This window comes from Variovorax sp. RCC_210, assembly GCF_041355175.1.
Classification (GTDB): Bacteria; Pseudomonadota; Gammaproteobacteria; order Burkholderiales; family Burkholderiaceae_C; genus Variovorax.
On record NZ_JBFUPJ010000006.1, the window covers coordinates 69,963 to 83,588 of the forward strand.

Genomic DNA, 13,626 nt, shown 5'->3' on the forward strand with positions numbered 1-13,626 from the left:
CAGCCGCGCCCCTGCGGGCCGGCCTCACTTCAGATAAGCCCCCGGGTCGCCGCCTTCAACGTCGCGGCCGCGCGCGTCGAGCATTCGAGCTTGAGGAACAGGCGCTCGACATGCGTTCGCACCGTGCGCGGGCTGATGTCCAGCGCACGCGCCACCTGCTTGGTGTTCTCGCCCCGGGCGATGCAGCGCAGCACCTCCAGTTCGCGCTCTGAAAGCGGCTGCTCGCCGCGCACCGGTGCCGCCGGCACCACGGGCTTGGCGGTCGCGTGCGACAGAACGCTGGCGAACAGCGCATCGACGACTGCCTGGTCGAAGCGGCCCGCCGCCACCTCTTCCCTCATGCGATCGAGTGCCTGTGTTTCGGTGAACGCATCGCGCCATGGCCGGCGCGTGCGCAGGGAAACCCATTGCTCGGCCGCGGCGACGATCTGCCCCTCCAGCGGCATGGCAGTGCCCGAACGCCCGCGAAAGTAGCCGGAGCCGTCGCGCCGCTCGAAAGCGAAGGACGCGATTTCCGCTTCGAGCGCGAGCCCGTCGACTTGCCCGGCCGCGCGCGAGGTCCAGTAAGGCACGAGCCGCAGGCGCTCCAGCGACGAGGCCGGCAGCGGCTCGGGCGCGTTCCAGATGGCGTTGGGCACCGACGCGCGCCCGATGCCGTGGATCAGCCCCGCCTTGTAGGTGCGTTGGCACAGGGCCTCGTCCAGGCCGGCGCGCACGCTGCAGTCGCGCGCCAGTTGCGCCACGCGGCGCGAGTAGCCCGTCATCCACGGGAGCTTGAGGTCGATCACGTCGCCCACCAGCTCCAGGCCGATGCGCTCGCGCATCGAAGCGGGCGGGTCGGCAACGTCGGTCCATGGCGGCACGGCGGCGTCCAGCGCCTTCATCCACGCAGCGACCTGCGGCGTGCTGGCGTCCACGAGAAAGCCGGGGTAGACGCTGTTCGCGCGCCCGTGGGCCAGCGCCAGCGCCTGGTCGAGGCCGTACAGGCGGCTGAAGATCTCGAGGTCGCTCGCCAGGGCCACCACGTACGTGGCCAGCGGCACATCGTCGCCTTGCAGCAGGCCGGGCACGCCGCCGCCGTCGTAGGTCTCGAAGATGGCGCGCAGCGCGGCTTCGGTGTCGGGGCCCAGGCGCAGCGTGTTCGCGATGTCGCCGGCAATCTCGCAATGGATGGTCGCCATGGCCAGCATGCCGTCGGGCAGCGGCACGCTGCGCGGCGGCTGCTGCGCCGCACGCGGCTTTTGCGAGGCGAGCAGGGCGCTTCGCCCCTGCACGTCGTCTTCCATGAAGTCCGCGAACTCCTGGGCATTGGCCGTGCAGCCCGACCAGCGCAGCAGCGCGACGTGGCGGGCGGCCTCGACCTGCGAGGCCTCGCAGCCGGCCGCCGTCGCGATCATTTCGGCGAGCCACGCGGTGCGCAGCGAATGGTCGGTCGGCTGGCCCATGCTGAGGTCGCCGATGAAGGCGAGCGCGCGGACCGCGTCGAAAACGGCAATGGTCGTGTCGTCGGGCATGGAATGCAGCAGCGGGTGGTTCAGAGGCTCAGGGTGGCGGAGGCGGAGGCGGAGGCGGAGGCGGAGGCAAAGGCGAAGGCGAAGGCGAAGGCGAAGGCCCAGCATCGCACAGCCGCTGTTTTTCGGGGCTTGTCGGTCATTCGACCGATACCGCGTCGGGGGCGGCCTGAACAGAATCTGTTGCACCGGCCCCGCCAATGGGGTTGCGATCTTTCTACCGATCTCGCGGTCTCGCCGCCCACACCATGTCCAACACCCATCTGTCCCCTTTGCCTCCCCTGTCCCCTCCGCAGCGCGCCGCATGGCTGCGCAAGCTCTACTTCGTTCGCGCCGCCTTTTCCTTCGCGTGGGTCGCGCTCGCGTTCACCGTGGCCAAGGGCTCGCCCGCGCTCGCCAGCGGCTTGCTGGTCGTGTACCCCGCGTGGGACGCGCTGGCCAACCTGCTGGACGCGAGGATGAGCGGGGGCGCGAAAGCGAACCCCACGCAGATCCTGAACGCCTGGATGAGCGGGCTGGTCACGGTGGCCGTGGTGGCTTCGCTGGTGCTGGGGATGCAGATCATTTTGGTGATCTTCGGTGGCTGGGCCATCGTCGCGGGGCTGCTGCAACTGGCCACCGCCATCCGTCGCCGCAAGAGCGACAAGGGGCAGTGGGTGATGATGCTGAGCGGCGCGCAGTCCGCGCTGGCCGGGGCGTTCTTCATCGCGCAGCAGGGCAGCGCGGCGCCCGTGGTGCAGACCTTCGGCGGCTATGCGGCGGTCGGGGCGGTGTACTTTCTGTTGTCGGGGCTTGTCATCCTGTTCCGGCAGGCCAAGGGCGGCGTCGGCGGCGTGGCGCGCGAGGGTTGATGCTGAAGCTGAAGCTGAAGCCGACGAGATCGTGACAGGACCTCGCCGACACCCGGGCCGCTCGTTACCTCAAGGCGCGCTGCGGCGCAGGAACATGTGCGTGGCGCGCTCGCCGGCCACCTGCCGTTCGCAGCGGTAGCCCAGCGCCGGCAGGTCCAGGCCCGCGAACAGCGCCTCGCCCTTGCCCAGCAGCACCGGGCGCACGGCCAGGTGCAACTCGTCGATGAGCCCGGCCTTCAGGTATTCGCGCACCGTCGCCGCGCCGCCGCCCACGCGCACGTCGCGTTCGCCCGCCGCGGCCTTCGCCAGCGCCAGCGCCTCGTGGATGCCGCCGGTGACGAAATGGAAGGTGGTGCCGCCCTGCATCGCCAGCGGTGGGCGGGCATGGTGGGTCAGCACGAAGACGGGCACGTGGTACGGCGGCTCGTCGCCCCACCAGCCCTTCCAGCTGTCGTCGGGCCAGGGGCCGCGCACCGGGCCGAACATGTTGCGCCCGAGGATCCAGGCGCCCATCTGCGCGAAGCCTTGCTCGGCGATCTCGTTGTCGATGCCGGCCTCGCCGGTGGCCTCGCCCGGGTTGTGCATCTGCTGCCAGACGCGCGTGGGAAAGAACCAGTCCATGAGCTCGGGGCCGCGAACGCCCAGGGGGTTCTCCAGGCTCTGGTCGGGGCCGGCGGCAAAGCCGTCGAGCGAAACGCCGAAGCTGCGAACGAGCAAGCGGGTCATGGCCATCGTCTCCTGCAAAAGCGGGGTGGCAGTTTAGCGCCGCTGCGGCTGTTGTTGTGGCTGCTGCTGCGGTGCTTCGTCCGCCACCTTCTCAAGCCAGTCGGCGGCCTTGCCGTCGAGCATCTCGGTGATCGCGATGTGGGTCATCGCGGTGTCGGGTGCGGCGCCGTGCCAGTGCTTCACGTGCGGGGGAATCTCGATCACGTCGCCGACGCGAATCTCCTCCACCGGCCCGCCCCAGCGCTGGATGCGGCCGATGCCCGATGTCACGACCAGCCGTTGCCCGAGCGGGTGCGTGTGCCACGCGGTGCGCGCGCCTGGCGAAAAGCTCACGCTGCCGGCGGAGGCGCGGTCGGGGCCGGTCGGTGTGAACAGCATCTCGACCTTCACGCTGCCGGTGAAGTTCTCGGCCGGCGCGTTGTTGACGGCGCGCGTGCCGGCGCGGCTGACGCGCAGCCCGGGTTCGGCGGCAAGGCCGGGCTCGAGCATCGTGAGGGCGAGCGTGGCGGTGGCGATCAGTGATTTCATGAGGGTCTCGCGGGTTGTGTGATCGTTGTCTTTTTCGGGCGCTTATTTGCCGACCAGCTTCTGGCGGTCCGCCGAGTAGCGCGCCCCTTGCACCGGAACACGCGACACGGCGAGCTCGATCTCCTGCAGGTCGTCCGCCGACAGCACGACGCTCGCGGCGCCCGCGTTTTCTTCGAGCCGGCCCAGCCTGGTGGTGCCGGGAATCGGCACGATCCAGGGCTTCTGCGCAAGCAGCCATGCCAGCGCGAGCTGCGCGGGCGTTACCTGCCTGCGCGCCGCGATGCCGGCCAGCACATCGACCAGGGCGCGGTTCGCCTGGCGCGCGTCGGGCGAGAAGCGCGGCACCGTGTTGCGGAAATCGCTCGCGTCGAACGCGGTGGCCTGGTCGATGGCGCCGGTCAGGAAGCCCTTGCCGAGCGGGCTGAAAGGAACGAAGCCGATGCCGAGTTCTTCGAGCAGCGGGAGGACCTCCTGCTCGGGCTCGCGCCACCACAGCGAATACTCGCTTTGCAGGGCCGCGACCGGGTGCACCGCGTGGGCGCGGCGAATGCTGGCGGCGCCCGCCTCGGAGAGCCCGAAGTGCTTCACCTTGCCTTCGCGCACCAGGTCTTTGACTGTGCCGGCGACGTCCTCGATCGGCACCGCCGGATCGACGCGGTGCTGGTAGAAAAGATCGATGCGGTCCGTTCGAAGGCGCTTCAGCGCCGCGTCGGCCACCTGCCGGATGCGTTCGGGTCGGCTGTCGAGGCCCTGGGCGGTGTCGCCTTCGCGAAAGCCGAATTTCGTGGCGATCACGACCTGGTCGCGCATTGGCGCCAGCGCTTCGCCCACCACGGTTTCGTTGACGAACGGGCCATAGGCTTCGGCGGTGTCGAAGAAGGTGATGCCGCGCTCGAAGGCCGCGCGAATCAGCTTGACGGCGTCCGTGGTGCCGGTCGCCGGGCCGTAGCCGTAGCTCAGGCCCATGCAGCCGAGTCCCAGGGCAGAGACGGTGGGGCCGTGGCGGCCGAGTTGACGGGTTTTCATGAAGCGTTTCCTTGTGCGCGTTGCGACTCCATTGAATCTAGGCGCCCCGGCATTGAAAGACTAGACTGCTGAATTGGCATTCAATCATTAGTGGAGCTGATCAATGGGCCGGTTCGATGACCTTGCGGCGTTCGCGGCCGTCGTGCGCGAAGGGAGCTTCACCCGCGCCGCCGCCAAGCTCGGCGTGACGCAGTCGGCGCTGAGCCAGACGGTGCGCACGCTGGAAAAGCGGCTCGACCTGAAGCTGCTCAACCGGACCACGCGCAGCGTGGCCCCGACCGAGGCGGGCGAAACGCTCTACCGCACGGTCGAGCCGCGGCTCGGAGACATCGAGGCCGAGCTGGCCACGCTCGGCGAGATGCGCGGCAAGCCGGTCGGCACGGTGCGCATCACGGCGACCGAGCATGCGGTGCGGACCCTGGTCTGGCCGCGGCTGCTGCCATGGCTTGCGAAGTACCCGGAGATCAAGCTGGAGATCAGCAGCGACAACCGGTTCGCCGACATCGTCGGCGAGCGCTTCGACATCGGCATTCGCCTGGGCGACGACGTTGCCAAGAACATGATCGCCGTGCGCGTGGCGCCGGACATGCGCATCGTGGTCGTCGGCAGCCCCGCCTACTTCGCTCGCCACCCGCAGCCGTCGACGCCGCAGGACCTGGGCGAGCACGATTGCATCGGGCTTCGCTTGCCGACCTACGGCGGCCTGCTGCCGTGGGAGTTCAGGCAGGGCAAGCGGGCGGTCAACGTGCATGTGAAGGGCCGGCTGGTGTTCAACCAGAACCAGCTGGTCGTCGAGGCGGCGCTTGCCGGGCATGGGCTGGCGTGGCTGCCGCAAGACCTTGTCGACGAGCACATCGAGGCCGGGCGGCTGGTGACGACGCTGAACCGCTGGACCATCACCTACCCCGGCTATCACCTCTACTACGCGACGCGTCGGGCCTCGCAGGCGTTGATGCTGGTGGTCGAGGCATTGCGCCTCGAGAAGACGCAGTAGACAAGCGCGCGCGGGCGGGGTCGGTGGCTGCGTCGGTAGCTGCGTCGCTGCCGGCTTGGCAACAACCATTCCGGACCAACGTGATCGAGGCCGCCTTCTAGAATCCGCCCCCCAAGCGGCTGCATGCAGCCCGCACGGAGCGCAACGCTCCTTTCTCGGTTTTTCTTTTTTTCGTCTCGATGCCCTCCAGATTCCGCTTCGCGCTGCGCGCCTCCTTGTCCTCCGCCTTTCTCGTCGCTTCCCTGTGCACGCTGAGCCCGGTCCTCGCGGCCGGACCGCTTCCGTTCCTGAACGCCGGCGGCCCTTCGGAGGCCGAGCCTGTGCCCGCGCTGGACCGCGCCGTGGTGCGCTTCGCGGGCATGGCGTCGGGCTCGTACTACTGGGAGCAAGGCCTGGTGGCCGAGCAGCTCATTGACGGCCTGGCCACCGCCATGCACCGCAAGGAACTGGCCTTGCCCAGCGACCGGCGGCTGCTGTCGTCGTACCGCCGGATGAACGGCGCCGCCGAGCGCGCCGCGGTGCTCGTCGACGACCGCAGCGGCGAGGTGCTGGCCGCCGCGCTGGCGCACCGCGGCTGCGGCGTGGACGGCAAGGTGAGCTGCCGTGGCGACGACCAGCACGCCGAGCTGGTGGTGTTCCTGCGCCCCGGTGTCGACCGCGCCGAGGCGCAGCCGCTGCTGGCATGGAGCACCCAGGTGCCCAAGGACGACCTGGACTCCGGCGAGGAAGAGAAGATCGTGCGCACCGAGTTCATCGTGCTCGACGCCGCGCACACCGCCGCCCGTGCGCCGAAGCGGCCCAAGGGCTTTTCGGCGCAGGTGCCGCTGTACCCGAACGCGCAGCTCAACGCCACCGCCCAGTCGGCGGTGAGCAATGCGAAGGCAGGGCGCGTGCTGCGCCTGCAGACCACGGACAGCCGCGAACAGGTGATCGCGTTCTACAAGCAGCTGTCGCCGCCGCTGAAAGACTTCGTCTCCGACGCGAGCGTGTCCACCGGCTTCGTCGCGGGCAGCAGCAAGGGCGTGGCCTTCGTGGTCAACCTGACGCACGGGCGCCGCATACCCGCCATCACGAACATCGAAATGGAACTGGCTCAATGAACGCGCGGATGTCGAAGACCATCGCCGCGTCGCTGCTGTTCGCCTGCGTGCTGGGTGCGCAGGCACAGGGCACCGTGCCCGAGGCATCCGCGCCCGTGACCACCGAGCTGCCCGCGCCGCCGCTGCGGCTGAGCGAGCAGCCGGCCATTCGCGCCGCGGTGATCGCCATGGTGGGCTACGCGCGCGGCAGCTTCACCGACCCCGATGCGTTGATCGCGCAGCAGGTGCTCGAAGGCATGCGCTCGCGGCACGACATCACGCGCACCGTGTGGCCCGACGGGCGCAAGGTGCTCGCGTCGGTCAACGGCGGCGACCATGGCGAGAAGCGCGCGGCGATGCTGATCGACACCGAGGGCAAGCTCATCGCGCTGGGGCTGGTCAACGGGCACTGCCGCGCGCCCGCATCCGCCGCGAAAACTGACGCGCCCGATGTGTGCAACCCGGCACCGCAAAGCGTGCTGTCGATCTTCCAGCCCGCCGGCGCGCCGCAGGCCGATGCCGCGCCGCTGATCGCCTGGGCGAAGAAGCTGCCCGCGTTCCCGGCAGCGATGGCCGAGAGCGACGACCCTGAACAAGCAGCGGACGCGCAGAAGATTGCAAGCGTTGAATACATCACCGGCCAGCCCGACGCGCCCGGCTGGCGCAAGGACCAGTTGCCGCCGGGCTTTCCCGCGTCGCTGCATCGGCTGCTGGTGCAGGCGGGCGAGGTGAACAGCTCGGCGAGCGCCGGCAAGATCGTGTTGCCCAAGGGCCTCGCAGGCAAGCCGATGCGCACCGACTACCAACGCTCGCAGCGCAACGAGCCCGAGCTGCCCGACGCCGAAGTCACGCTGCGCAGCTACGCCGCGCTCGGCACGCTGGTCGACACCTACGCGGAACTCACGAAGAACGCGAACCCGGAGCAGGAGGGGCGCGAAGTCGTCTTCAACGGCACCGACGGTGGCACGCGCTACAGCGTGCGCCTGCGCGACGCGAAGGAGACCGGCGTGTTCATCACCGTGGCGAGCTGGAGGCGCAAGTAGGCGCTTCATCGGCGGGTGTGGCCGCCTCATCGGCGCGGGTGGTTTCGGGCTGCACGACCTGCAGCCACGGCCACCGCGCCTGGTAATCGCCGGCCTTCTTCAGGAACAGCTCGCGCATGGGGAGCAGCGGGTTCATGCGCAGCACGCCCGCGGCCAGGTCGTCCAGCCCATCGGGCGCATGGAGCGTTTGGTCGGCCAGCGCGATGCCCACGCGGGTGCACGCGATGAGGTAGCGGTCGATGCCGTCGCGCGCGCTGCGCAGCCGCGGGTAGTGCGACTTGAAGCGTGCTTCGTACCAGAGGTGCACGCGCGCCTGGTTCTTCACCTCCACGGTCACGCCCAGGTCGGCCACCGCGTCGTGCACACGGCGGATCACGGCGTCTTCGGCGTCCCACGAGAGGTCCGAATCGTCGAAGTAGAAGACGTCGTAGTCCTTCACGCCCCAGCCCGGCGGCTTGCCGGAGACACGGTTCCAGGTCGCCTGGAAGAGGCTGCCCGCGGTCAGGAAGCCCTGCGGCAGGCCCAGCGCGGGCAGGCGTTCGAGCAGGGCCGCGTTGGCCGGGTCTTGCAGGGCCTGGGCGACGAAATCGGTGGCGGTCAATGTCATGGTTTGCGAGAAGCCATAAGAAAAGGCCTGGCGACCAATGCCGCCAGGCCTCGAAAACGTGATGCTGTCGAAGCCGGATCGATCAGCCCACTTCGGCGATCAGTTCGATTTCCACGCAGGCACCCATCGGGATCTGCGCCACGCCGAAGGCGCTGCGTGCATGCGCGCCCTTCTCAGGGCCGAACACTTCGGCGAAGAACTCGCTGGCGCCGTTGGTCACCAGGTGCTGCTCGGTGAAGGTGCCGACCGAGTTCACCAGGCTCATGACCTTCACGATGCGCTTGACCTTGTTCAGGTCGCCCACGGCCGCGTGCAGCGTGCCCAGCAGGTCGATGGCGATGGCGCGTGCGGCCTGCTTGCCTTCGTCGGTCGTGATGTTGGCGCCGAGCTGGCCGGCCCAGACCTTGCCGTCCTTCTTCGCGATGTGGCCCGACAGGAACACGAGGTTGCCGGTCTGCACGAAGGGCACGTAGGCCGCGGCGGGTGCCGAGACCGGGGGAAGGGTGATGCCGAGGCTGGAAAGTTTGTCGTAAACGCTCATGGAGACTCCTTGTCTTGGGAAAGTGATTGTGTCCGGCTTTGTTCGGCGGCCTCTTCGGCTTCCCCCACGGGCTGCACGGTCACGCCGACACGCAGCGTGTGCCGGGCGCCGCCATGGAGTACGCCGCGCATGGGAGACACGTCGGAGTAGTCGCGCCCGATGGCCAGCGTGACGTAGTCCTCGCCCGGCTGGCGGCCGTTGGTGGGGTCGAAGTCGGCCCAGCCGCCGGGGCTGCCGTTGGCTTCGCCGGGCAGGTACACCGACACCCACGCATGCGAGGCGTCGGCGCCCACCAGCCGCGGCTGGCCCGGCGGCGGCTGCGTGAGCAGGTAGCCGCTCACGTAGCGCGCGGGCAGGCCCATGGTGCGAAAGCACGCGATCATGATGTGGGCGAAGTCCTGGCACACGCCCTTGCGCTGCGCGAGCGCTTCGACCGCGGGGGTGTTGATCTCGGTGCTGTCGGCGTCGTACGCAAAGTCGTCGTACATGCGCTCGGTGAGGTTCATGGCGACGTCGAAGGCCGGCCGGCCGGGCACGAAGCTGGCGCGCGCGTAGGCCGCGAAGTCGTCGTGGCGCGGCACGTAGGGCGACGGAAAGACGAACTCCGAAGCCGCGTCGAACGTGGCGTCCTTGCGAAAGCGGAAGCGCTCGCGCACGGTCTCCCAGGGCAGTTCGCGCGCCACGTTCGGCGACAGCACGGGCACCGAGGTTTCGACCACGCTCTCGGCCGTGACGACCAGCCGGTCGTGCGTGGCCTCGAGCGCGAAGAAGGCGCGCGTGTTGCCGTACAGGTCGTTCTGCTCGCCGCGCTGCGCGGGCGGCGGCTCGATGGCGAGCTTGTGGCTCACCAGGCGCTGCGAGTCGGTGGCCAGCGGCTTCAGGTGGGCCAGGTGCTGCGCCGTCTCGACCGGCGGCGCGTACTCGTAGCGCGTTTCGTGGGTGACGTGGAGGAGCATGGCGCGCGGGGTCTGAAGAAGGGTGGGGAAGGTGAGAGGGAACGGCCTACTTCGCCTCGGCACCGAAGTGCGAGGCGAATATTTTGGCGTAGGTGCCGTCGGCGCGAATGCCTTCGAGGCCCTGGTTGATCTTCGCGAGCAGCGCGGCGTTGCCCTTCTTCACCGCGATGCCGTATTTCTCGACCGGAAAGCCCGCGTCGCTCACCGTCTTGAAGCCGCCGGCCGTGTTGTTGGCCAGGTAGTGCACCACCACGCCGTTGTCGGCCACCACGGCCTGCACGCCGCCGGCCTCCAGCTCCTTCAGCGCGAGCGGCGTCGACTCGAAGCGCTTGATGGCGGTGCTCGACTTGCCCAGCAGCTTGCCGACCACCTCGTCGCCGGTGGTGCCGTTCTGTACGCCCACCTTCAGCGGCTTCAGGTCGTCGAACCTGGCGACGGGCGAATCGCTCTTCACGGCAATGAGCTGCTTCGCGTCGAAGTACGGCTGCGAGAAGTCCATGGTCTGGCGGCGCTCGTCGGTGATGGTGATGGCCGACACCAGCAGGTCGCGGTCGCCCTGGTCGAGCGCGTTGAAGATGCCCTCCCACGGCGTGTTGACGAACTTGACCTCGATGCCGGCCTTCTGCGCCACGGCCTTCACCACGTCGATGTCGAAGCCCACGATGTCGCCCTTGTCGTTCTGCGACTCGAAGGGGGTGTAGGCGGCGTCGGTGCCGACGACCAGCACGCGCGCGGGCACCGCGGCGGGTGCGGCCGGCGCGGCGTTCGAGGCGGCGGGGGTGGCGCTTTCCTGCTTGCCGCAACCGGCAAGGGCCACGGTGAGGGCCAGGGCTGTGCACAGCCCCGAAGCGGCCAGGGCGAAGCGGCGGTTGATGGCGATGCCTGACATGGATATGCCTCCTTGGAACTGTCGTTGGCTGCGAATCAGGCGCCGACGGAGCGCAGCGATTCGGAAGTCAGCGTGAAGTAGCGTGTGCCGATGGCGTCGGACACATGGTAGGCCGCGGCCTCGCAGTGGGCCAGCAGCTCGAGCAGCGCCGGGTAGTTGGCATCGGGCCCGGCGGCGCACAGGTGCTCCAGCGTCCAGCCGGCCGGGTCGGGCAGCTCGTAGGACAGCGCGGTGAGCTTGCCCGGCGCGCTGCCGGCCAGCCGCGCGATGCGCCCGCGCAGCGTTTGCGTGACCCAGGCGAGCGAGCGCGGGTTTTCGGCGTCGAGCACCAGCAGGTCGACCATGGTGGCGACGTCGCGGCGCTGCTGGTAGCGCGCATGGAAGGTGATGGTGCTGTCGAACAGCGCCACCATCGCCTCGAAGCCGCTCACCTCGTGCACGGCGCCGTTCTCGAAGCCGGCCTCCAGCGCGTTCGACAGGAAGCCGAGCCGCTCGATGTGGCGCCCGATGGACAGCAGCCGCCAGGCGTCGTCGCGTGTCATGCGGTCGGTTTGCGCACCGGTCATGGCGGCCAGCGCGGTGCTGGCGGACTCCAGCGCGCGCAAGGCCGCGCTGGTCGCGAAGCTGCCTTCACCGGCCTGCTCCGCGGCGCGCCGCAGGAACTCGGTTTCGGCGCGCACGATCTGGTTCCAGTTGTCCTGCGACAGGCGCTCGCGCACCGCGGCCGCGGCCTGCCGTATGCAGCGCAGGCTGTAGCCCACGCTGCCGCCGCGCTCCACGTCGCCGAGCTCGGCCACCAGGGCGCGTTCGAACACGCGGCGCGACTGTGGCGCGCTGGGCGCCTCGGCCGGCACCAGCGCGTTGCGCAGCGCCATGCGGTGCAGCCATTCGAGCAGCGGGCGGGACGACTGGTCTTCGCCGCCCAGCAGGTTGAGCGTGAGGCGCGCCAGGCGCACCGCGTTCTCGGCGCGCTCGGTGTAGCGGCCGAGCCAGAACATGTTTTCCGCCGCGCGGCTGGTCACGGGCGCGCGGTGCCGCGCGAGCGAGGCCGGCGTGGCGTGCGGCTGCAGCAGCGTGGTGCGGTCGACTTCGCCGTGCGTCTGCACCCACACGTCGGCGCTGCTGCCGCCGCGCTGCATGGAAGCGATTTGCGCATCGGGCCCCGCGAGCCGGGCCAAGCCGCCGGGCAGAACCCGCCACGACTGCGCGCCGTCGCTCACCGCGAACACGCGCAACAGCACGGCGCGCGGCGCGATGTGGCCCGGGCCCATGTCGTTGGCCCAGGTGGGCATCTGCGACAGCGGCAGGTAGCCCTGCACGGTGTGCACGTCGCCTTCGCGCACGATGCGGCCGGCCCACTCGTCGAGCTCGCGCCGGCCCAGCTGGCTGCCGAGCACGGCGTCGAAGCTGGCGCGGCCCTCGAAGCCGGGGTAGGTGGGCTTGATGGCGCAGTCGCCGAGCTGCGGCAGCACCGATTCGAGCGCGGCGCGCTCGCCGCACCACCAGGTGGGCAGCGCGGGCAGCTTGAGCTTCTCGCCGATCAGCCGGCGCGCCAGCCCGGGCAAGAAGCCCAGCAGCGCGGGCGATTCGAGAAAGGCCGAGCCCGGCATGTTGGCCACCAGCACGTTGCCCGCGCGAATGGCTTGCAGCAGGCCGGGCACGCCGAGCGTGGAGTCGGGGCGCAGCTCCAGCGGGTCGAGGTACTGGTCGTCCAGCCGCTTGATCAGGCCGTGCACCGGGCGCAGGCCCTGCAGGGTCTTCAGGTACAGCCGCTGGTCGCGCACGGTGAGGTCGTTGCCCTCGACCAGCGTGATGCCCAGGTAGCGCGCGAGGTATGCGTGCTCGAAGTAGGTCTCGTTGTACGGGCCGGGCGTGAGCAGCGCGATGTGCGGCGGCACGCCGGCCGGGCACATGCGCTGCAGCCCTTCCATCATGGCGCTGTAGGTGGCGGCCAGGCGCTGAACGTGCAGCGCCTCGAAGGCCTGCGGAAACTGCCGCGTGATGGCCAGGCGGTTCTCCAGCAGGTAGCCCAGGCCCGAGGGCGCCTGCGTGCGCTGCGACACCACCCACCAGTTGCCGTCGGGGCCGCGCGCCAGGTCGAAGGCGGCAATGTGCAGCCAGGTGTCGCCCGGCGGCTTCACGCCGTGCAGCGCGCGCAGGTAGCCGGGGTGGCCGCGCACCAGCGCCGGTGGAATGAGGCCTTCGGCCAGCAGCTGCTGCGGGCCGTACACGTCGGCCATCACGCGGTCGAGCACGCGCACGCGCTGCAGCACGCCGGCCTCGATCTGGCTCCAGCTCTCGGGCGAGACGATCAGCGGAAACAGGTCGAGCGACCAGGGCCGCTGCGGGCCGTTGGCGTCGGCGTACACGTTGTACGTGACGCCGTTGTCGCGAATCTGGCGCTCCAGGCTCACGGCGCGCCGCGGCAGGTCGTTGAAGCCGCCCGGGCCGAGCTGCTCGAAGAAGGCGTTCCAGGCGGGCGTGAGCGGCGGGTGTTCGCCGGACGGGCCCTGCTGCTGGGATTGCGATTGAGAAGACGACTGTGACGAGGATTGGGACTGCGACTGTGTCGATGGCCCGGACTGCGCCGAAGAAGACTGGCTTTGAGACTGCGAGGGCGCCGGGGCCAGCGGCGGGGCCGGCATGGCCGGTCGCTCCGCCGTGGCGTCGTACAGCAAGGGCGCGGCGGGCGCGGGCGCCGCGGTGCCGGCAGCCGTTCGCACAGGCACGGCCGCCGTGGCCTGGCCGCGCAGTTCGTCGAAATGGCCAGGCAGCGCGGCCGGGGCGAGCGCCGACGCCAGGGCCGCTGGAAAGTCCAGTGCCTGGGCGTCGAACAGGGATTCGTTCAGGGGTTCCACAGGAGGGGGATTGTCAC

The 13,626-nt window shown here is 69.9% G+C and carries 13 protein-coding genes; 4 read left to right on the forward strand and 9 right to left on the reverse strand.

Annotated elements, in window-relative coordinates; all coding sequences use genetic code 11:
* Positions 1-29 precede the first annotated feature (29 nt).
* Positions 30-1,514, reverse strand: a complete 1,485-nt coding sequence (locus tag AB6807_RS18690) for an HD domain-containing phosphohydrolase (RefSeq protein WP_371085711.1) — start codon at positions 1,512-1,514, stop codon at positions 30-32.
* 245 nt (positions 1,515-1,759) lie between these two features.
* Here AB6807_RS18690 and AB6807_RS18695 point away from each other — a divergent pair, with 245 nt between their 5' ends.
* Entirely contained in the window at positions 1,760-2,362 is a 603-nt protein-coding gene (locus AB6807_RS18695) for a DUF308 domain-containing protein (RefSeq protein ID WP_371085712.1), read from the forward strand.
* A gap of 69 nt (positions 2,363-2,431) precedes the next feature.
* Here AB6807_RS18695 and AB6807_RS18700 read toward each other — a convergent pair whose 3' ends face one another.
* From AB6807_RS18700 to AB6807_RS18710, 3 genes are read right to left on the reverse strand one after another with little or no spacing between them, the layout of a single operon-like run.
* Positions 2,432-3,088, reverse strand: coding sequence for a dihydrofolate reductase family protein (locus tag AB6807_RS18700; protein WP_371085713.1), 657 nt, complete (start codon positions 3,086-3,088; stop codon positions 2,432-2,434).
* Positions 3,089-3,121: 33 nt separating this feature from the next.
* Positions 3,122-3,616, reverse strand: coding sequence for a cupin domain-containing protein (locus AB6807_RS18705; protein WP_371085714.1), 495 nt, complete (start codon positions 3,614-3,616; stop codon positions 3,122-3,124).
* A gap of 42 nt (positions 3,617-3,658) precedes the next feature.
* Positions 3,659-4,642 (reverse strand): aldo/keto reductase, encoded by a 984-nt coding sequence (locus AB6807_RS18710; RefSeq protein WP_371085715.1) that lies wholly within the window; start codon positions 4,640-4,642, stop codon positions 3,659-3,661.
* 103 nt (positions 4,643-4,745) lie between these two features.
* Between AB6807_RS18710 and AB6807_RS18715 the strand changes: the two genes are divergently transcribed.
* The 3 genes from AB6807_RS18715 (at position 4,746) to AB6807_RS18725 (ending at position 7,758) form a co-directional block, all read left to right on the forward strand.
* Positions 4,746-5,636 carry a LysR family transcriptional regulator gene (locus tag AB6807_RS18715; protein WP_371085716.1) on the forward strand — a complete coding sequence of 297 codons (891 nt, stop codon included), beginning with the start codon at positions 4,746-4,748 and terminating at the stop codon, positions 5,634-5,636.
* Between the two features lie 179 nt (positions 5,637-5,815).
* Entirely contained in the window at positions 5,816-6,736 is a 921-nt protein-coding gene (locus AB6807_RS18720) for a hypothetical protein (RefSeq protein ID WP_371085717.1), read from the forward strand.
* Positions 6,733-7,758, forward strand: coding sequence for a hypothetical protein (locus AB6807_RS18725; protein WP_371085718.1), 1,026 nt, complete (start codon positions 6,733-6,735; stop codon positions 7,756-7,758). Before AB6807_RS18720 ends, AB6807_RS18725 begins: the two co-directional genes overlap by 4 nt.
* Here the strand turns inward: AB6807_RS18725 and AB6807_RS18730 are convergent.
* The 5 genes from AB6807_RS18730 to AB6807_RS18750 form a co-directional block, all read right to left on the reverse strand.
* On the reverse strand, positions 7,730-8,365 hold the full coding sequence (locus AB6807_RS18730; protein WP_371085719.1) for a nucleotidyltransferase family protein: 636 nt from the start codon (positions 8,363-8,365) through the stop codon (positions 7,730-7,732). The genes AB6807_RS18725 and AB6807_RS18730 overlap by 29 nt on opposite strands.
* An 82-nt stretch (positions 8,366-8,447) precedes the next feature.
* Positions 8,448-8,906 carry a RidA family protein gene (locus tag AB6807_RS18735; RefSeq protein ID WP_108139200.1) on the reverse strand — a complete coding sequence of 153 codons (459 nt, stop codon included), beginning with the start codon at positions 8,904-8,906 and terminating at the stop codon, positions 8,448-8,450.
* Entirely contained in the window at positions 8,903-9,862 is a 960-nt protein-coding gene (locus AB6807_RS18740) for a transglutaminase family protein (protein ID WP_116909848.1), read from the reverse strand. The genes AB6807_RS18735 and AB6807_RS18740 overlap by 4 nt, the downstream gene beginning before the upstream one ends.
* A 46-nt stretch (positions 9,863-9,908) precedes the next feature.
* Positions 9,909-10,751, reverse strand: a complete 843-nt coding sequence (locus tag AB6807_RS18745; protein ID WP_371085720.1) for a basic amino acid ABC transporter substrate-binding protein — start codon at positions 10,749-10,751, stop codon at positions 9,909-9,911.
* Between the two features lie 35 nt (positions 10,752-10,786).
* Positions 10,787-13,609, reverse strand: a complete 2,823-nt coding sequence (locus AB6807_RS18750; protein WP_371085721.1) for a circularly permuted type 2 ATP-grasp protein — start codon at positions 13,607-13,609, stop codon at positions 10,787-10,789.
* Positions 13,610-13,626: the final 17 nt, after the last annotated feature.